The 16,349-nt window shown below is 50.6% G+C and carries 25 protein-coding genes and 1 pseudogene; 18 read left to right on the top strand and 8 right to left on the bottom strand.

The features are described 5' to 3' along the window. Positions 1-5: 5 nt before the first annotated feature. Together rpmB and radC are read right to left on the bottom strand one after the other, a co-directional pair. Positions 6-242, bottom strand: coding sequence for a 50S ribosomal protein L28 (gene rpmB, locus SYMBAF_RS00420; RefSeq protein WP_004931195.1), 237 nt, complete (start codon positions 240-242; stop codon positions 6-8). Between the two features lie 244 nt (positions 243-486). After that, entirely contained in the window at positions 487-1,170 is a 684-nt protein-coding gene (gene radC, locus SYMBAF_RS00415) for a RadC family protein (protein ID WP_040264555.1), read from the bottom strand. Positions 1,171-1,352: 182 nt separating this feature from the next. Between radC and coaBC the strand changes: the two genes are divergently transcribed. The 3 genes from coaBC to slmA all read left to right on the top strand — a co-directional run bounded on the left by coaBC (position 1,353) and on the right by slmA (position 3,837). Continuing rightward, positions 1,353-2,570: a bifunctional phosphopantothenoylcysteine decarboxylase/phosphopantothenate--cysteine ligase CoaBC gene (gene coaBC, locus SYMBAF_RS00410; protein ID WP_040264626.1), complete on the top strand. Its 1,218-nt coding sequence runs from the start codon at positions 1,353-1,355 to the stop codon at positions 2,568-2,570. After that, positions 2,548-3,006 carry a dUTP diphosphatase gene (gene dut, locus SYMBAF_RS00405; RefSeq protein ID WP_006709065.1) on the top strand — a complete coding sequence of 153 codons (459 nt, stop codon included), beginning with the start codon at positions 2,548-2,550 and terminating at the stop codon, positions 3,004-3,006. Before coaBC ends, dut begins: the two co-directional genes overlap by 23 nt. A gap of 234 nt (positions 3,007-3,240) precedes the next feature. Next, entirely contained in the window at positions 3,241-3,837 is a 597-nt protein-coding gene (gene slmA / locus SYMBAF_RS00400; protein WP_040264556.1) for a nucleoid occlusion factor SlmA, read from the top strand. 34 nt (positions 3,838-3,871) lie between these two features. On the opposite strand, the gene pyrE is transcribed toward slmA, so the two are convergent. The 3 genes from pyrE to SYMBAF_RS00385 all read right to left on the bottom strand — a co-directional run bounded on the left by pyrE (position 3,872) and on the right by SYMBAF_RS00385 (position 6,050). Further along, on the bottom strand, positions 3,872-4,513 hold the full coding sequence (pyrE, locus tag SYMBAF_RS00395; protein ID WP_040264557.1) for an orotate phosphoribosyltransferase: 642 nt from the start codon (positions 4,511-4,513) through the stop codon (positions 3,872-3,874). A 160-nt stretch (positions 4,514-4,673) separates the two neighbouring features. Continuing rightward, a complete protein-coding gene (locus SYMBAF_RS00390; protein WP_040264558.1) occupies positions 4,674-5,684 on the bottom strand; it encodes a phage integrase in 1,011 nt (336 codons plus the stop codon). A 66-nt stretch (positions 5,685-5,750) separates the two neighbouring features. Then, on the bottom strand, positions 5,751-6,050 hold the full coding sequence (locus SYMBAF_RS00385; protein ID WP_040264559.1) for a helix-turn-helix transcriptional regulator: 300 nt from the start codon (positions 6,048-6,050) through the stop codon (positions 5,751-5,753). Between the two features lie 107 nt (positions 6,051-6,157). Between SYMBAF_RS00385 and SYMBAF_RS00380 the strand changes: the two genes are divergently transcribed. After that, positions 6,158-6,562: a Cox family DNA-binding protein gene (locus SYMBAF_RS00380; RefSeq protein WP_152609070.1), complete on the top strand. Its 405-nt coding sequence runs from the start codon at positions 6,158-6,160 to the stop codon at positions 6,560-6,562. Here the strand turns inward: SYMBAF_RS00380 and SYMBAF_RS00375 are convergent. Continuing rightward, the gene (locus tag SYMBAF_RS00375) at positions 6,477-6,776 is read right to left on the bottom strand and encodes a helix-turn-helix domain-containing protein (protein WP_082026880.1); all 300 of its coding nucleotides are present in this window, start codon (positions 6,774-6,776) and stop codon (positions 6,477-6,479) included. The genes SYMBAF_RS00380 and SYMBAF_RS00375 overlap by 86 nt on opposite strands. Positions 6,777-6,889: 113 nt before the next feature. Between SYMBAF_RS00375 and SYMBAF_RS00370 the strand changes: the two genes are divergently transcribed. After that, positions 6,890-7,306: a Cox family DNA-binding protein gene (locus SYMBAF_RS00370; protein ID WP_173424339.1), complete on the top strand. Its 417-nt coding sequence runs from the start codon at positions 6,890-6,892 to the stop codon at positions 7,304-7,306. Here the strand turns inward: SYMBAF_RS00370 and SYMBAF_RS17415 are convergent. Beyond that, on the bottom strand, positions 7,200-7,499 hold the full coding sequence (locus SYMBAF_RS17415; protein WP_082026881.1) for a helix-turn-helix domain-containing protein: 300 nt from the start codon (positions 7,497-7,499) through the stop codon (positions 7,200-7,202). The genes SYMBAF_RS00370 and SYMBAF_RS17415 overlap by 107 nt on opposite strands. A gap of 107 nt (positions 7,500-7,606) precedes the next feature. On the opposite strand from SYMBAF_RS17415, the gene SYMBAF_RS00365 reads away from it, so the two are divergent. From SYMBAF_RS00365 to SYMBAF_RS00345, 5 genes are all read left to right on the top strand, one after another. Continuing rightward, a complete protein-coding gene (locus SYMBAF_RS00365) occupies positions 7,607-7,999 on the top strand; it encodes a Cox family DNA-binding protein (protein WP_173424337.1) in 393 nt (130 codons plus the stop codon). Positions 8,000-8,064: 65 nt separating this feature from the next. After that, positions 8,065-8,325, top strand: a complete 261-nt coding sequence (locus SYMBAF_RS00360; protein ID WP_052447685.1) for a DUF4761 family protein — start codon at positions 8,065-8,067, stop codon at positions 8,323-8,325. Further along, entirely contained in the window at positions 8,315-8,488 is a 174-nt protein-coding gene (locus SYMBAF_RS00355) for a hypothetical protein (protein ID WP_162835903.1), read from the top strand. Before SYMBAF_RS00360 ends, SYMBAF_RS00355 begins: the two co-directional genes overlap by 11 nt. Before the next feature lie 12 nt (positions 8,489-8,500). Further along, positions 8,501-8,728, top strand: a complete 228-nt coding sequence (locus tag SYMBAF_RS00350; RefSeq protein WP_040264560.1) for a phage filamentation protein Fil family protein — start codon at positions 8,501-8,503, stop codon at positions 8,726-8,728. A gap of 110 nt (positions 8,729-8,838) precedes the next feature. Then, on the top strand, positions 8,839-9,204 hold the full coding sequence (locus SYMBAF_RS00345; RefSeq protein ID WP_152609071.1) for a hypothetical protein: 366 nt from the start codon (positions 8,839-8,841) through the stop codon (positions 9,202-9,204). Here the strand turns inward: SYMBAF_RS00345 and SYMBAF_RS00340 are convergent, their stop codons facing one another. Continuing rightward, positions 9,205-9,381, bottom strand: a complete 177-nt coding sequence (locus tag SYMBAF_RS00340; protein WP_160289784.1) for a hypothetical protein — start codon at positions 9,379-9,381, stop codon at positions 9,205-9,207. 172 nt (positions 9,382-9,553) lie between these two features. Here SYMBAF_RS00340 and SYMBAF_RS00335 point away from each other — a divergent pair, with 172 nt between their 5' ends. From SYMBAF_RS00335 to SYMBAF_RS00300, 8 genes and pseudogenes are all read left to right on the top strand, one after another. Continuing rightward, positions 9,554-9,946 carry a hypothetical protein gene (locus tag SYMBAF_RS00335; protein WP_040264563.1) on the top strand — a complete coding sequence of 131 codons (393 nt, stop codon included), beginning with the start codon at positions 9,554-9,556 and terminating at the stop codon, positions 9,944-9,946. Between the two features lie 69 nt (positions 9,947-10,015). Continuing rightward, entirely contained in the window at positions 10,016-10,954 is a 939-nt protein-coding gene (locus SYMBAF_RS00330; RefSeq protein WP_040264564.1) for a DNA adenine methylase, read from the top strand. Next, positions 10,954-11,190, top strand: a complete 237-nt coding sequence (locus SYMBAF_RS00325) for a hypothetical protein (RefSeq protein ID WP_040264565.1) — start codon at positions 10,954-10,956, stop codon at positions 11,188-11,190. Before SYMBAF_RS00330 ends, SYMBAF_RS00325 begins: the two co-directional genes overlap by 1 nt. 142 nt (positions 11,191-11,332) lie before the next feature. Then, the gene (locus tag SYMBAF_RS00320) at positions 11,333-12,364 is read left to right on the top strand and encodes a phosphoadenosine phosphosulfate reductase domain-containing protein (RefSeq protein ID WP_237162908.1); all 1,032 of its coding nucleotides are present in this window, start codon (positions 11,333-11,335) and stop codon (positions 12,362-12,364) included. Continuing rightward, entirely contained in the window at positions 12,361-14,745 is a 2,385-nt protein-coding gene (locus tag SYMBAF_RS00315) for a replication endonuclease (protein ID WP_040264566.1), read from the top strand. The genes SYMBAF_RS00320 and SYMBAF_RS00315 overlap by 4 nt, the downstream gene beginning before the upstream one ends. A gap of 153 nt (positions 14,746-14,898) precedes the next feature. Then, a pseudogene (locus SYMBAF_RS00310) lies at positions 14,899-15,595 on the top strand (DNA adenine methylase). 66 nt (positions 15,596-15,661) lie between these two features. Continuing rightward, complete coding sequence (locus SYMBAF_RS00305; RefSeq protein ID WP_006117881.1) at positions 15,662-15,883, top strand: type II toxin-antitoxin system Phd/YefM family antitoxin; 222 nt, start codon at positions 15,662-15,664, stop codon at positions 15,881-15,883. After that, entirely contained in the window at positions 15,880-16,263 is a 384-nt protein-coding gene (locus SYMBAF_RS00300; RefSeq protein WP_040264567.1) for a type II toxin-antitoxin system death-on-curing family toxin, read from the top strand. The genes SYMBAF_RS00305 and SYMBAF_RS00300 overlap by 4 nt, the downstream gene beginning before the upstream one ends. The last annotated feature ends 86 nt before the right edge of the window (positions 16,264-16,349 follow it).

Raw genomic sequence — 16,349 nt, 5'->3', positions numbered from 1 at the left:
GTTCCTTAATACTTCTCACCACGGGCACGCAGATCGGCCAAGACCGTCTCAATACCCTTTTTATCGATAACACGCATACCTTTAGCAGATACACGCAGAGTTACAAAGCGCTTCTCAGCCTCAACCCAAAAACGGTGTGAGTGCAGGTTAGGCAGAAAACGGCGTTTGGTCGCGTTCATTGCGTGGGAGCGGTTGTTACCACTCACCGGGCGCTTGCCAGTAACTTGGCAGACTCGGGACATGTCTATTCTCCAAAAATCAAATCAGCTCGAGCTTCGTGTAGGGTATTGGCCGCCTCGTCAGGCTTTTAAAGCCTATCTCAGCAAACTTCATACTGAGGAGACTCTCGTCATCAGGCCAGAAACCTGCTGAGATAGACCCTTACGCCAAACCCAAGATTCTCAAAGGTGGCGTAGTATACGCTTTGAAGCGTAAGTGCTCAAGTCCCGAACAGCTAAAGATCTCACAAGGATCGCGAAAAATCGCTTAAAGCCATCCGCGCTCGGCAAAAGAAACGCATTCACCCCGACCAATCACCAAATGATCAAGCACTCGGATCTCCAATAACAGGCAGGCATTAATGACTTGCTCGGTTATCACACGGTCGGCATGACTGGGTTCGGCTTTACCCGAGGGATGATTATGCGCCAGAATGATGGCGGCCGCATTCGCCTTCAACGCTGCGCGTACAATTTCTCTCGGATGAACGACGACGCTGCTGATAGTACCAGCAAACATCTCTTGATGGCGAATAACCCGGTGTTGATTATCTAAAAACAGTACCAGAAACACCTCTCGCTCGTGATGCGCTAATAAACTTTGTAGGTAATGCTGCGTAATGCGCGGGTTTAACATGGCGTTCTCTTGCGCCAAATGGCTGGAAAAGAAACGAAATGCCAGTTCCGAAATAGCCTGCAACTGGGCATAGCTGGCATTCCCCAATCCTTTCTGGCTACAAAATACCTGGTGATCAGCCGACATCAGATGATACAAAGAACCGAATTGTCGCAGCAGTTGCTCTGCCAGCTGTATAACATGCAGGCCGGGTAGCCCGGTGCGTAGAAAAATAGCCAGCAGTTCGACATCGGACAAAGCCGCTGCGCCATGATTCAACAATTTCTCCCGTGGTGGCATCGCTCCCGGCCACATTGTGCTTGCCTGACTGCCCATCTCTTCCTCCCCGAAAGCGCCACAGCATGCCATACGCCGGCTGCCGCATTCGACAGGTGTTTGATAACATTGTGAAGTACTGTGTAAAGTGCAATGTAACGGACAACAGCCATCGCGGAAGCGCTCACCTGCCCGGCAGTTATGCTAAAATGGCGCATATTTTGGCTTTCAATCGGACCATCATGATAACGGGACTTTCCGGCAAACATATTGTGCTTGGCATCAGTGGCGGTATCGCTGCGTATAAATGCCCTGAGCTGGTGCGCCGCCTGCGCGACGGAGGCGCGGAGGTGCGGGTGGCAATGACCGACGCGGCCAAGGCGTTCATCACGCCGCTGACGTTACAGGCTGTGTCCGGCTACCCGGTTTCCGACGATCTGCTGGAGCCTACCGCTGAAGCCGCCATGGGCCATATTGAGTTGGGCAAATGGGCTGACCTGATAATTTTGGCACCAGCGACCGCTGACCTGCTGGCGCGCATTACCGCCGGCATGGCCAATGATCTGCTGACTACCGTCTGTCTGGCCACCAAAGCACCCATTGCCGCCGTTCCCGCCATGAATCAGCAGATGTACCACGCCGCCACCACCCAAGCCAACCTGCAAACGCTACAAGCGCGCGGTATGCTGCTCTGGGGCCCAGATAACGGTAGGCAAGCCTGCGGCGATGTCGGCCCGGGCCGTATGCTGAACCCACAAGAAATCGTCGATCTGGCGAACGGCTATTTTTCCACACCGCAGGATTTGCAACATTTACAAGTTATGATCACCGCTGGCCCCACGCGTGAAGCGCTGGATCCGGTGCGTTTCATCAGCAACCACAGCTCTGGAAAAATGGGCTTTGCTATTGCCCGCGCTGCTGCTGCCCGTGGTGCGCAGGTCACGTTGATTACCGGGCCAGTCAGCTTGCCAACGCCACCGTGGGTTACCCGTGTGGACGTCACTAGCGCACTGGAGATGGAACAGGCGGTGCAACAGCGCGCCGCTCAGCAGAACATTTTCATTGCTTGTGCTGCTGTCGCCGATTATCGTGCTGAGCAGATCGCCGATGAAAAAATCAAAAAACAAGGTGATGAACTCGTCCTCAAGATGGTAAAAAACCCCGACATCGTCGCCGGTGTGGCAGCAATGACTGAAAACCGCCCTTTTGTCGTAGGATTTGCCGCCGAAACCCAGAATATGGAAGAATATGCGCAACAAAAACTGGTGTATAAGAAGCTGGATTTAATTTGTGCTAATGATGTATCGCTTGCAGAGCATGGGTTCGACAGTAACACCAATGCGCTGCACCTTTTTTGGCAGGGTGGAGAAAAGCGCCTGGCGCTGAGTGACAAAACACGCCTTGGTCAATGTTTAATCGACGAGATACTCAGCCGTTATGATGAAAAAAATCGACGTTAAGATCCTTGACCCGCGTATTGGTCAGGATTTCCCGCTACCGACCTACGCTACTCCGGGTTCCGCCGGGCTAGATCTGCGTGCCTGCCTGGACGGCGCGGTAGAGCTGATGCCCGGTGAAACTACGCTGCTACCTACCGGTTTGGCGATTCATATCGCTGATGCCAACTTGGCAGCGGTGATATTGCCACGATCCGGCCTCGGCCATAAGCACGGCGTGGTGTTGGGCAACCTGGTTGGCCTGATCGACTCCGATTATCAGGGGCAGTTGATGATCTCCGTTTGGAATCGCGGTCAGGCCCCCTTCATCATTGAACCGGGTGAGCGTATTGCGCAGATGGTCTTTGTGCCGGTGGTGCAGGCTGAGTTCAACCTGGTGGAAGAGTTCGACGGCAGCGAACGCGGTACTGGCGGCTTTGGTCACTCTGGCCGCCACTAAGCACGGTGCGAAAAACGATGGCCGACAAGGAAATGTCGCCTAAAATCTTGCCGGAACAGCGCTAGGGTAAGAGTTGTTCGGCAATGATTACAGCAGCACGGAGAACCAAGGTCGTCAAGGCCGCAGACCCCCAGCACCGTAAAAAAGCTATCACATAAGCTGTATAGAGTTATCTTTGCAGCCAATGTGCGGGTTTCCGTCAGTTGAGCAGTTTTAGTAAGGGTCTAATCAGACATGGCAGAAAAAGAAAATACCAAAAGGAATCGGCGCGAGGAAATATTGCAGGCGTTAGCCCAGATGTTGGAATCCAGCGACGGTAGCCAGCGTATCACCACCGCCAAGCTTGCTGCGAATGTGGGGGTCTCTGAAGCGGCACTGTACCGGCATTTTCCCAGCAAGACTCGGATGTTTGACAGCCTGATCGAATTTATTGAAGACAGCCTGACAACACGCATCAACTTAATTTTGCAAGACGAGAAAGAGACGTTTAACCGCCTGCGCCTGATCCTGCTGCTGGTTCTGGGTTTTGCGGAACGCAACCCAGGATTGACGCGTATCATGACCGGCCACGCGCTAATGTTTGAACAGGATCGTCTGCAAGGCCGCATCAATCAGCTATTCGAACGCATTGAGGCGCAACTGCGCCAAGTATTGAAAGAACGCAAGCTACGAGTAGGCAAAAGCTTTAACGTCGATGAAACGCTGCTGGCCAGCCAACTGCTGGCATGCTGCGAAGGTATGCTGTCGCGCTATGTGCGTTCTGAGTTCCGCTACCGCCCAACGCAGGAATTCGATATCCGCTGGCCGCTGTTAGCGGCGCAACTGCAATAAACATGACGCCAGGCTACCCGCCTGGCACTGTTACTCAAACCCCGAACTGTTCGCGATAGGTACGCACCGCCGCTAGGTGATCCGCCATTTCAGGTTTTTCTTCCAGATAAGTAATCAAATCCTTCAGCGTCACGATCGCGATCACCTCGCAGTGATAGTCGCGTTCAACTTCCTGAATAGCGGAAATATCGCCACGACCATGTTCCTGACGGTCAAGAGCAATCAGCACACCGGCCAGTGTGGCACCGCTAGCACCAATGATCTCCATCGATTCACGGATCGCAGTGCCAGCGGTAATCACATCATCCACCAGCAGCACGCGGCCATGCAGCGCGCTACCTACCAAGTTACCGCCTTCGCCATGGGTTTTGGCTTCCTTACGATTGAAGCAGTAAGGCACGTCGCGCTCGTGATGCTCCGCTAGTGCCACCGCCGTGGTGGTGGCGATCGGAATGCCTTTGTAGGCTGGGCCAAACAGCAGATCGAAATCCATGCCAGAATCCATCAGCGCTTCGGCATAAAAGCGCCCTAATAACGCGAGATCACGCCCGGTATTAAACAGGCCAGCGTTAAAGAAATACGGGCTGATCCGGCCGGATTTCAAGGTGAATTCACCGAATTTCAATACCTGCTTGTTAAGCGCGAACTCGATAAATTGGCGCTGATAGCCTTTCATTACTGCTTCTCCTCGTCTGGTCTTTACGTCTTAGTTAGTACCGCCGCCCGAAAAACGAACATAAAAAAGGCGACTTCTCAGTCGCTAGAGCACCCCAGCAGTAACCGGGTTGCTCTAGCTTTATCAATCACTTACAATTTTCAGATGGTGCCAAAAAGTGCTATTTGGTGCCATTCGATGGACACTTTATGGACACTCCAACCAATGGATTGAACCGGATTGCGTCCTGTAAAAACTCTGGGGCAAAATGCGCATAGACCATCGTTTGTTGGATCGTGGCGTGTCCGAGGATACGTTGCAAGGTGATTATGTTCCCTCCATTCATCATGAAGTGCGTTGCGAACGTATGCCGCAACACATGGAGCGCCTGGCCGTTGGGAAGGTCGGGCTTAATGTCTTTGAGAACCGCGCGGGCGTTCATGTAGTTTGGGTAAAAAAGACGACCCGTTGCTTTAGTTTTCACGTCCGCTTCCAGATCAGAATCGATGGGAACCGCGCGGCGCTTGCCATTTTTCGTCTTCATAAAGATCACCTTTCCACCTATCACATGCTCCCCCTTCAGGTTGGCGACTTCATTCCAACGACCACCGGTTGCAAGGCATAGCATGACGGCCTTTAAGTCGTCCCCGTCCAGACACGATAGTAACAGCTCGACTTCGTCGGCTGACAGGAAAGCCATATCGGTTTGAGCCTCCTTGAAAGCTTTCACCTCATGGAACGGGTTTGGGTTCAGATATTCTTCGGCGTTGATCAGCTTGGTAAACATGCCGCTCATAATCGCACACTGCCGATTCACGCTTGACGGTTTCAGGTCGCGGTCAAGCATCATCACGCGATAGTCCATGATGGCTTTACGCGTCAGTTGGTCAGCTCGCGTTACGCCCATTTCCGCCAAATTGCCGATAATATTCGTCAACCTCTCCCGCTCCTTCTCGCCACGGCTATGGCTTTTTCCGTGGAATACCCACCAGCGACCTAGCAACTCCGTAAGTTTTCGCCGGTCAGCTGGTTTATCCAGCCATTCCTTGTTGTGATGGCTAACCAAGATATGGCGCTCAAAGATTTGCGCCTCGCCCTTGGTGTTGAACTTGCGCCGGATCCTTCTTCCCTCAGAACCACGGGGCCTTATGTCCACTTCATAACGACCATCATCGAGCTTCTTAATCGACATAAGACAGCCCTCCGACAAAATCATCGTCTTGATAACAAATCGTGAAAATGTATAGCTTGTAAAGCGTTAGCCAGTTTTCTTTTCGGAGTGGGACGATTTTGTTGATTCTTGCCCAATGTGTGCGAGGGCTGGCACAATTTGGCCAGCCTCTGTATTAACCTCATCAAATAAGAACCAGTCACGGTATTTGCGAAATCGCGGGTGCTTTAGAAACTTTTTTGCAGATTCAAGTGACATCTTTGCTTTCCCTGACTCATACCCATGATAAGTAACGTAATTAACACCGATCATGTCAGCCACCTCCTTAACTCGCAGCCTCTCAGATTCACGAATGAGCTTGAGTTTTTCACTCTGAATTATTGACATTTAATTAGAACCCTCTTATTTTTATCGTATATAGAAACTCCCCGCAGCATCTAACTAGTGCCAATTGGTGCTAGATGGATGCAGGGAACCACAGCGGAGAATATCAAATGCAAGATGTCACTAACACCGAAGAGATCGAGCTTAAAGCTGAAACCGCGTCCAATACTGGAGACGAGAAAGCTAAGGTCGAGCGTAAGCGCGCCGAGGTCAAGTTATCGGAAGATCCGTCCAACCTACTCTCAAAGGAAGGTTTTGCCATGTACGTGGGTAAGACGCCAATAGCGATCGCCTCAATGGCAAAAGCTGGGAAGATCCCAGCGTTTTACATGACCGATCCACTCAATCCAGGCGGCCACGCAGAATTGTGGGTTCACCGTGGAGAGTGGGATAAATATGCCGACCAGTTGGTCGAGAACGCACCGGGTGTTAGCCAGTTTTCTTTTCGGATTGGGACGATTTTGTTGATTCTTGCCCAATGTGTGCGAGGGCCGGCACCACTTGGCCAGCTTTAAGCTCGGTCTCATCAAACAAGAACCAGTCATGATACTTGCGAAATCTGGGATGCTTAAAAATCTTCACGATCGACTCTAAACTAGGGACATTCCTCCCTTGCTCATACTGGGTGAGTGATGCGATAGAAACACCTGTGATATCAGCCATTTGTTTTTGAGTCAGCATTTCTGACTTCCGCATGAGTTGAATTTTTCGACCTACGTTAGTTGACATGGTATGTGAACTCACCTACTTTATACATATTGTTTTAACTAGCTAAGCTGCTAGCTAGTTCCAGATGGTGCCAGTTAGAAGCACACCATATCGGAGATTATCAAATGCAAGATATGACTAACACCGAAGAGATCGAGCTTAAAGCTAAAACCGCGTCCGATACTGGAGACGAAAAAGCTAAGGTCGAGCATAAGCGCGCCGAGGTCAAGCTATCGGAATATCCGTCCAACCTACTCTCAAAAGAAGGTTTTGCCATGTACGTGGGTAAGACGCCAATAGCGATCGCCTCAATGGCAAAAGCTGGGAAGATCCCAGCGTTTTACATGACCGATCCACTTAATCCAGGCGGCCACGCAGAATTGTGGGTTCACCGTGGAGAGTGGGATAAATATGCCGACCAGTTGGTCGAGAACGCACCGGGTGTTAGCCAGTTTTCTTTTCGGATTGGGACGATTTTGTTGATTCTTGCCCAATGTGTGCGAGGGCCGGCACAATTTGGCCAGCCTCCGTATCGACCTCATCAAACATGAACCAATCCCGATATTTCCTAAACCGGGGATGCTTAAACAACTTAATCCCCGCCTCCAATGGCATTTTAGATTTGCCAGACTCATAGCCGTGATAGCTCGGATAATTAATCCCAACTAAATCAGCAATTTCTTTCGTTTTCATACGCTCTGAGTCTCGAATGAGCTTGAGTTTTTCTGATTGAATATTTGACATATTGTTTAATATCTCATATTTTATAAACTATATTAAACTCAACATCAGACCCAACCAAGGCTAAGTGGTGCTAGTTGGAGATGTCGAACCAAGTTGGAGAATATCAAATGCAAGATGTCACTAACACCGAAGAGATCGAGCTTAAAGCTGAAACCGCGTCCGATACTGGAGACGAGAAAGCTAAGATCGAGCGTAAGCGCGCCGAAGTCAAGCTATCGGAAGATCCGTCCAACCTACTCTCAAAGGAAGGTTTTGCCATGTACGTGGGTAAGACGCCAATAGCGATCGCCTCAATGGCAAAAGCTGGGAAGATCCCAGCGTTTTACATGACCGATCCACTCAATCCAGGCGGCCACGCAGAATTGTGGGTTCACCGTGGCGAGTGGGATAAATATGCCGACCAGTTGGTCGAGAACGCACCGGATGAATGGCACGGTTGGAAAGACCGCTTGCACCATTCCAAGCCGTCAAAACGACAAGCAGGAAGAGCCGCAGCATGACCATTAACCCAAGATTTAGCTTAGAACATGCAACAATTAGCCGATGCGCATAATGGAGTATTAAAATGAAAAAGCGCTATTCAAAGCACGGATCACATGCAGGTAGCATTCCTGGGCTGGTTCAGGTCGGCAAAAACGTTTATGTGCATACGGCTGGATTCACTATCCGTAGGTCGCCAAGAAATTTTATTAAGAGAGATAGTTATTTAATTAACAAATGGGACGATAAAGGCGGTGTCGATAATTATTATGGCCGTGATTTTACCATAGCTGAAGCAATGCGAACAATTGAAAGGCTGAAGGGTGTAAAAAGTTATGAAAATTGAAATGATTGTCGGCATTTTTATTTTTGCTGTGCTGATTGTTAATTTAATTCAGTTTCTAATCAGGCAGCGGTGTGAAAAAGTCAGACAGCAGAAATTAAAAGCGTTCTCTAAATTTAAAGCCCGCCGTGAAGAAGTAGAACGCAAGGCACGCAGGCAATCGTAACAGGTATGCGATATGAAAAGTAACGATCCATCACTTGCCAGTCTGCTTAAACAAGGCTGTCAGGTTACGCACTACCGCAATACTCGCGGCTGGATAGAATGCCCTGATGGGCGTTTCTTTAAGCCAGAGCCAAATAAGGTACGGTTCATTAAAGGTATGAGTAAGCCTTTTGTTTATACGAAGAAGATAAACAAAGGTTTATTTAATACCTTGGCAGGTTTTCTTAAAAAGCTACTGTAGTCATTAAGTAACAGAAAATCTTTTTCTACCTGCCGTCACTTCGTTAAGTGATGGCGCATTCAGTCACCAATAGCACGCGAGAAAGCAAACTTAAAATCACGGAGATAAAAATGAAAGAAGAATACGAAGCTAGAATTAATAAAGTACTTAAACTCTTCCATACAGATAACAAGTGCGGGACACGACCTGATGCTTACTCTCTTGATCTTTTAAAACATAGCCTCAACCATTTATGCTTTCTCGCAGCGTGTTCTGATGAAGTGGATGCTGAAACAATTAACGAAATTCAGGGGGTTATTGTACGCGTACATGAAGGTGATATACCCCGCCACTACAAGCAGTCTGATATTGGTCAGCATTCTTCAGCCGATAAAAATAAGACTCTGTGTATAAAAAACCCGGTAGCCATAAGCATTGAATTAACCCCAGAATTATGTAAAAGCCTCCGTAATGCTATCGGAGGCTGGAACAAGTGATTAACACTCCCAAGCGCCGCCAGTATGAGGGTATTTCTCATACGCGACATGATGAATCTTATTCGCCAGATCGCGAATAGTTTCCGATACCCCATTGTTATTAGCTGGTCTGGCATCTACGGATTCCAGGGCTTCAATGACGGAACTCAGGAGTTTAATAATTTTTTCATCTTCCAATTTTTTATTTCCTTTTGTTGGTGGGTAGTTATGCCGCTTGCTTCTTGCTGGAAGGCGGCATAACGAAATTACCACAAAACCATGCGCCGGACATGGCTAAAACCCGGCACTTATCCGAGGCATTGCTTGCGAGTAGTGCGCCTGATAAGTGGTAGTGATGGGGGATAGGATTATGAGTATCGGACAAGAAAAACCAGTATCCGGGCGTCAGATGTTCCTACAGCAGCGCGCGCGTTTGCAGTCGAGCATTTCAGTTTTCCGTACCAATGACACGGCGAGGCGTTTCAACCGTCTGGGCGAGACTCAGAAAAAAGCGATCATCCTGCTGGCAAACGAAGCCGCGCAGCGGTTTAAAGATCTGCCGTCGCTGACTCATTCCCATCTCACCATGCCTTTCGAACAGTTCAGCTCTCAGGACAAAGTGAGCCTGATGTTGGGCATTAAGCGCCTTGCCGAGCTGGCTTCGGCGATGCCGTGGGAGTTTCCCGAGCATGCTGCGCCGCGACTTGAAATTCAGGCGTTACGCGAACCACCACCACCCGCGCCGGATGGCGCAATCAATTAACCACTGAATGATTAACCAGTAGTCAGGCGCATCATCGCGCCGGGCTTCCTGCACCAAGGAGAAAGCAAGATGATTCGATCACTACTCAAATGGCCCGGTGGCAAAAGCCGCGTGATGCCTGAATTACTGCCGCATTTACCAAAGGCTGGTTGCCTCGTTGAGCCTTTTGTTGGCGGCGCTTCCGTGTTCCTCAATACCGATTATCGCCGCTATATCCTTGCGGATATCAACCCAGATCTGATCCGCCTTTATCGTGAGGTCAAAAGCAATCCAGAGCTGGTGATCGATCTTGCGCGACCGCTCTTTGCGACCGGCAATTCCAAAGAGGAATACTTACAAAACCGCCGCATTTTCAACGGCACAAAAGGCTTGCTTGATGTGGCCCGCGCTGCTCTGTTTCTCTACCTCAACCGCCACGGCTACAACGGTGTAGTGCGTTACAACCAGAGCAGTGGTTATAACGTGCCGTTTGGTCAGCACAAAAGCTCGCCTTACTTCCCGGAGGCGGAGATCCGCCAGTTTGCTGAGAAGGCTAACGACACCAAAGCTATTTTTCTGTGCAGCTCGTTTCAGAACACCCTCAAAGTGATGGTTGGAACGGATGAAGCCATCTATTGCGATCCGCCGTACCTGCCAGCCAGCGAAACCGCCAATTTCACCCAATACCACACCGAGCCATTCACAGAGAGCCATCACCGTCAGTTAGCGGCGGATCTGCTGGAAGTGAATCGCAATTATGGCGCGCAGGTTGTCATTTCCAACAGCGACACCGAAGCCACCCGCGCGATTTATCAGCCCTTCAAGATGCACGAAATCAGTGTGCAACGTTCCGTCAGTACCGACAAAGACAACCGCCAAAAGGCTAAAGAAGTGATCGGCGTGCTGCCTGTCTGCGATTGCTGCGGGCGTTACGGCGGTGATTGCCCTGATTGTGTCGCTGTGATGGGTGATGCGACTTACAACGCGATGGTTGCGGCGGGTGTTTTTGATGATCAAGGGGGTTTCTGATGGCGAGCTTAATTGAATTTTTAGAAACGGTTGGTTTGGAAAATGTGACCGTTCAACGGCTTCATCAGTGTATGGACGGCATATCCATGAATAAAAATGGTGAAGCCAAAGTTACATTTTTTACCCGTGAAATTTCCCCTGCTGACGTTATCGGAAAAATCAGCCGGACAGCATTCATTGTCTGGATGGACGCCGAAAAGTTTGATGCTGCACTTAAAAAGACAAAGGGAAAATGAGAATGGAACAGCTCACTAACCCCGCTTGGATAGCTGTAGATCCTTCATGCGAATCAATGGATTCGACGCTACATGCAGTGATCTATCGCATCAGTGATCGCTGGAAGCTTCATGATTTTTGGATTGTTAATATTTGAGGTTGATGATGAATTTTGACGAAGAGGTTAAACGCATCGATCGTCGGTGTTTTGCTGACAATATCGTAAATGTTGTTTCTATTTCTGGTGGCAAAGATTCCCTAGCACAATGGTTGTTAGCGTTAGAGGCCGGTTTAAAGCCGTTGGCAGTTATTGCTGATACTGGTCACGAACATACGCAAACTATGGAGTATCTCGACTACCTGGAGGGCAAGTTGGGGGCAATCCAGCGTGTGAAAGCTGACTTCACCCGACTGATTGAAGGTAAGCGGAAGTTCATTGCGGAAAAATGGCCGACAAAATTAGTTGCTGAATGTGGGCTATCTGCTGAGCAAGCCGCCGAAACTATTGCCCGCGCCTTGGACACGCTCAAACCAACTGGCAATCCATTCTTAGACCTGTGCATGTGGAAGGGGCGCTTTCCATCTACGCGCCGCCGATTCTGCACAACTGAATTAAAACATCTGCCCATCAAATTGCAGGTTGTGGATCCGTTAATTGCCGCGGGTAAGGAGGTTGTGAGCTGGCAAGGCGTACGCGCTCAAGAGTCACCAGCACGCGCTAAATTGGCTGAATGGGAGTGGGGGTTTGATATCGGGCCAAGGTTAAATATTTATCGCCCGTTGCTTAACTGGACGCATGACGATGTTTTTTCGATGGCTAAACGCCACGGCATAAAGCCCAATCCACTTTATCAGCAGGGGTGTGGGCGCGTTGGTTGTATGCCATGCATCAACGTCAATAAAGCCGAGTTAGCACAAATATTTACACGCTGGCCCGAAGAAATTGCGCGTGTCGCCAGTTGGGAGCGGTTGGTTGCTGCATGCTCACGTCGAGGTAATTCAACATTTTTCCCTTCTACCAATGACCCCCGTAAGTCAGAGCGGCGAATAGAATTTATTTCCGTTGAATCCCACGGAATTGAAACTTATCGCGATTGGGCACTAACAACGCGTGGTGGAAATCAGTTTGATTTGTTCGCTGGCATTGAAGAGCCATCAGTATGTAATAGCGTTTATGCCGGGGTCTGCGAGTGACTTTAGACGCTTGTGGACGCCAGGCCCCTTCTCCACCTCCACCGTATCCGGGTAGCACTGACAATGCTATCCCTTACGCTTATGGAGGGAACAAACCATACCAGCCGATTGGTGTTAATGTAGCGCCGGGGCTGGATGGTTTCGACTATCTCACGCCGGACGGCACCCGCAAGCATATTGATATCGCCAATCTGTACGAAGAGAACGAAAAGCCGGAGCGAAGCAAGCTGTTGCGCCGCCGCCTCGCTTCTCTTCCGCAGTATATCCGCCGCCACTTTGCCGCGAAGCTGGACGCGCTGGACGCGAAAGACCGCAAAGCGGCAGATCACTGGCTGATTAACACCTTTGAGCGCCATGTATTAACGCGTATTGATAGCGTGAATAGCGTTTACCAGCCTGATAGCGTGATGCCTGGCATCCTTCTGACAATCCGCGATCAGCTTTTCCGTATGCTCTGGGCAGGGAAGAAAGAGTTAAAAAGACTGGCTTATACGCTTGCCGATATCTTTACGAGCGAGTTTATACGCGAGTCCGATCACCAGCTTGCGCGCACTGGCGATCCTGAGTTCGCGGCGCTTTCTGGCTATGGACGTATTGCGTCGCTGGCGGTGCATCTGAAAACGCCGATCCCCAGTTGGACAGCGTATTGCAATGAAGAACTGGAAGCGGAGGACGCGTTACGCGCGGTTCTTCGTCTTGAGTCACCACAGTGGTGGTTAAACCGCCTGCGCCGTATCCATGCCCGTTGGCGTGAGCATTTGATGATTGCAACGGGATACGTACAGAAAAAATCCTCCCCATACAGTAGCGCCCCGTGCCTTACGGCATGGTTGGCCCAGAAAAAGGCTAACCGTGAATACCTTAAGGCTATGGAGCTGGAAGACCAGGACACGGGCGAGCGCATTTCACTGATCGATAAAGTCGCCGGTAGTGTTGCCAATCCGGCCAACCGTCGCCGCGAACTCATGACGAGAATGCGCGGATTTGAGGATCTGGCGAAGTTGGAAGGGCTGGCCGGTGACTTTTACACACTGACAGCGCCTTCCCGTTACCACTCCATGCAGCATAACGGGTGCCGCAATCATAAATACTGTGGCGCGTCACCGCGCGAAACGCAGCAATATCTTTGCATGGTCTGGGCGAGAACCCGTGCAGCGTGGAAGAGAAAAGGGATCCGCGTCTTTGGTTTCCGCGTGGTCGAACCGCACCACGATGCAACGCCACACTGGCATTTACTTCTTTTTATGCGCCCGGAATGCGTCGAGCAGGCGCGCGAAATCTTCCGTACCTATGCCCTGAAAGAAGATGGTAACGAACCGGGAGCGCAGGAAAACCGCTTTCAGGTTGTTCCGATCGACGATGCCCACGGCAGTGCAACCGGCTACATAGCGAAATACATTTCGAAGAATATCGACGGCTTCGCGCTGGATGGCGAGAAGGACGATGAGACCGGGGAAGACCTGAAAGAAATGTCACTCCGTGTTAGCGCGTGGGCGTCGCGCTGGTCTATTCGTCAGTTTCAGCAGATCGGCGGTGCGCCGGTCACGGTATACCGCGAACTTCGCCGCCTGGGCGATCGTGAACTGGTGTTACACCCTGAACTGGAAACCGCACGGCAGGCTGCTGATGCAGGAGAATGGGATAACTACGTGTTAGCCCAGGGAGGCCCGTTGGTTGAGCGCGATAATGTGCGTATCCGTCTGAACTATGAAACCACCGAAAACGGCAATGCCTACGGCGATGACGTCCAGAGAATTACCGGTATTTACTGCCCGATGACGGGCAGCGAATCGTTGATATTCACCCGCACCACTCAATACATAATTGTGCCAAAGCACCAGAGCGTTGACGGCGTGGTCATTGACGTTGGTTTTTCAGGCGGCAGCGCCGCCCCTTGGAGTTCTGTCAATAACTGTACGCGGGATCCCGCGGCAAGTGCTGACGGTGTTGAACATGCCGCCAGCGAAGCTACAGGACAGTCAGGAATGACTGTGCCAGCGGAGGGCGTGACGGTGAATTTTGATGCGCTTTCACGGCAGGAAAAGCGAGAACTGGCGCAGCGGCTTAGTGACGATGTGCGAAGTAAGCGTAAAAAACGGCCACCGGAACGGGAAGGGGGGGCCGGGCTATCCGTGAAAAAACAGCAGATCAGTGAACTGCTGGCGCTGCGTGGGATTGATGCCAGCGCCGGAATGGTCAGATCGATGATGGCCGGTGCGTCAGTAGCGTGCGGTGATCTTGTTATGACCGTGCAGGACGGGCGGCTGGTATCACGCAACCGCGCCGCGTCGGAAAAAATGCCGTCGCAGGTGATGGCGGCGAAGAAAAAGACAAACGACCTCGTGAGCAGGATGAAGGCTGCGTTTTCGGGGCGGAAGTAGGATGCCGATCGGCATGCTCGGCTTTGACAGTGTGATACCGGATTCCGGCAAATACAGCCATTTCCGGCAGTGTTGGCCGTACATCGAGAACCGTCATTTTTAACAGTGCTGCAGGTGGTTAAAAATGACGGTACCAGCTGAGGACGAAAGAGTATGAGCTATCTGGGAAGTAAGGCGGCGAGCGGGGTTTATCAGAAGATTATTGCTGAAATGCCCCCGCATGATACCTACATTGAAACGCACTTGGGCAGTGGCGCAGTAATGTTTCACAAGCCACTTGCAGCCAGGACGATTGGAATTGATGTGGATGAAAATGCTTTTAAAATAACTCGGGATCGCTGGTCAGCAAATGGGGGAAACTCCGCCTCGATTGCATCTATATCACGGTGATGCTGTAGGATTTCTGGAAAGAGAAGACTTTAATCAACATGGCCGAGTGCTGGTTTATTCCGATCCTCCCTATCTGCCAGAAACGCGCACCAGTCGCGCTCGCTACCGTCATGAATATACCGTAGTCGATCATGAACGCCTGTTAGCCTGCCTCATAAGCCTGCCAGAAAACGTCAGCGTGATTTTGTCTGGCTATCCGTCGCGGCTCTATGACGAAACGTTAGCGGGCTGGCGCAGTAAAGAATTTCAGGCCATGACGCGCGGCGGTGTGCGAACAGAAAAAATCTGGATGAGCTACCCGGAGGGGCGTGCGTATTCTCATGCATTTGCCGGGAAAGACTACAACGATCGGCACCGTATTAAGCGCAAAGTTGAGCGCTGGCGCGCGAAATATGCGGCACTTCCCGCATCTGAACGGTTGGCGATCATGGTGGCGCTCAACGAGGTTGATGCTGAGTAACAATTTTCACCGTTGTCTGTTGTACATTTATGTTGTACATTTTAGAAGTACATCAAAGGAGGTTATATGCGAACCTATACCACATCTCAGGCCCGGCAAAATATTGCCGAGGTAATGGAAGCAGCTACGGCTGGGGAGCCTGTAGAAATAACCCGCCGCGATGGCTCTGCTGCCGTGCTTATCAGCCGCGATGATTTTAATGCGTGGCAGGAAGCAAAGCTTGATGCAGAATTTGCCGAAATTATGGGGCGACACGGTCGTACCATTAAGGCGCTGGCCGACAGATGAAATGGATCAGCGCTCAGGAGTTGATAGCGTTTCACGATCGTCTGCTTGCAGCTTTGCCTGGCGTTCAGGGGATGCCAGAACCGGGAAGAGCAGAGGCGATCATTTATCGTGTTCAGAACCAGCTTTACTATGAAGGCGTTGAGGATATTCACGAACTCGCTGCGATGTATCTCGTCGCCATTTCGCGTGGTCATATCTTCAATGACGGCAATAAGCGAACCGCCTTTTTCGTTGCGATGGCTTTTTTAAAGCGCAATGGTATTGATATCCGTGATGAAGGTAATGAACTGGAAGAACTGACCGTATCCGCAGCGATGGGTTCATTAAGCAGCGGTGATGTTGCTGCTGTTTTGCGCCGACTATCCATCAATCCCCACTGACCTGAGAAGCTGCTTTTTAAGGGCGGTTTTTCTTCCCTCCGGGCCTTCTTTCTCTGTTGCACAATAGTGCACAAATTTGCACAATT

Origin of the sequence: Serratia symbiotica (assembly GCF_000821185.2) — a bacterium.
Classification (GTDB): Bacteria; Pseudomonadota; Gammaproteobacteria; order Enterobacterales; family Enterobacteriaceae; genus Serratia; species Serratia symbiotica.
Note: the sequence above shows the minus strand (reverse complement) of the source record. Positions and strands in the feature narration are given on the sequence as shown.

Coding starts and splice junctions, on each gene's coding strand:
- SYMBAF_RS00350 (WP_040264560.1), top strand. CDS start 8,501: ATGAAAAGTAACGATCCATCACTTGCCAGTCTGCTTAAACAAGGCTGT.
- rpmB (WP_004931195.1), bottom strand. CDS start 242: ATGTCCCGAGTCTGCCAAGTTACTGGCAAGCGCCCGGTGAGTGGTAAC.
- SYMBAF_RS00355 (WP_162835903.1), top strand. CDS start 8,315: ATGAAAATTGAAATGATTGTCGGCATTTTTATTTTTGCTGTGCTGATT.
- SYMBAF_RS00365 (WP_173424337.1), top strand. CDS start 7,607: ATGCAAGATGTCACTAACACCGAAGAGATCGAGCTTAAAGCTGAAACC.
- SYMBAF_RS00360 (WP_052447685.1), top strand. CDS start 8,065: ATGAAAAAGCGCTATTCAAAGCACGGATCACATGCAGGTAGCATTCCT.
- SYMBAF_RS00305 (WP_006117881.1), top strand. CDS start 15,662: ATGCGAACCTATACCACATCTCAGGCCCGGCAAAATATTGCCGAGGTA.
- SYMBAF_RS00370 (WP_173424339.1), top strand. CDS start 6,890: ATGACTAACACCGAAGAGATCGAGCTTAAAGCTAAAACCGCGTCCGAT.
- SYMBAF_RS00385 (WP_040264559.1), bottom strand. CDS start 6,050: ATGTCAATAATTCAGAGTGAAAAACTCAAGCTCATTCGTGAATCTGAG.
- radC (WP_040264555.1), bottom strand. CDS start 1,170: ATGGGCAGTCAGGCAAGCACAATGTGGCCGGGAGCGATGCCACCACGG.
- SYMBAF_RS00390 (WP_040264558.1), bottom strand. CDS start 5,684: ATGTCGATTAAGAAGCTCGATGATGGTCGTTATGAAGTGGACATAAGG.
- coaBC (WP_040264626.1), top strand. CDS start 1,353: ATGATAACGGGACTTTCCGGCAAACATATTGTGCTTGGCATCAGTGGC.
- dut (WP_006709065.1), top strand. CDS start 2,548: ATGATGAAAAAAATCGACGTTAAGATCCTTGACCCGCGTATTGGTCAG.
- SYMBAF_RS00375 (WP_082026880.1), bottom strand. CDS start 6,776: ATGTCAACTAACGTAGGTCGAAAAATTCAACTCATGCGGAAGTCAGAA.
- SYMBAF_RS00380 (WP_152609070.1), top strand. CDS start 6,158: ATGCAAGATGTCACTAACACCGAAGAGATCGAGCTTAAAGCTGAAACC.
- pyrE (WP_040264557.1), bottom strand. CDS start 4,513: ATGAAAGGCTATCAGCGCCAATTTATCGAGTTCGCGCTTAACAAGCAG.
- SYMBAF_RS00345 (WP_152609071.1), top strand. CDS start 8,839: ATGAAAGAAGAATACGAAGCTAGAATTAATAAAGTACTTAAACTCTTC.
- SYMBAF_RS00330 (WP_040264564.1), top strand. CDS start 10,016: ATGATTCGATCACTACTCAAATGGCCCGGTGGCAAAAGCCGCGTGATG.
- SYMBAF_RS17415 (WP_082026881.1), bottom strand. CDS start 7,499: ATGTCAAATATTCAATCAGAAAAACTCAAGCTCATTCGAGACTCAGAG.
- slmA (WP_040264556.1), top strand. CDS start 3,241: ATGGCAGAAAAAGAAAATACCAAAAGGAATCGGCGCGAGGAAATATTG.
- SYMBAF_RS00325 (WP_040264565.1), top strand. CDS start 10,954: ATGGCGAGCTTAATTGAATTTTTAGAAACGGTTGGTTTGGAAAATGTG.
- SYMBAF_RS00300 (WP_040264567.1), top strand. CDS start 15,880: ATGAAATGGATCAGCGCTCAGGAGTTGATAGCGTTTCACGATCGTCTG.
- SYMBAF_RS00320 (WP_237162908.1), top strand. CDS start 11,333: ATGATGAATTTTGACGAAGAGGTTAAACGCATCGATCGTCGGTGTTTT.
- SYMBAF_RS00335 (WP_040264563.1), top strand. CDS start 9,554: ATGAGTATCGGACAAGAAAAACCAGTATCCGGGCGTCAGATGTTCCTA.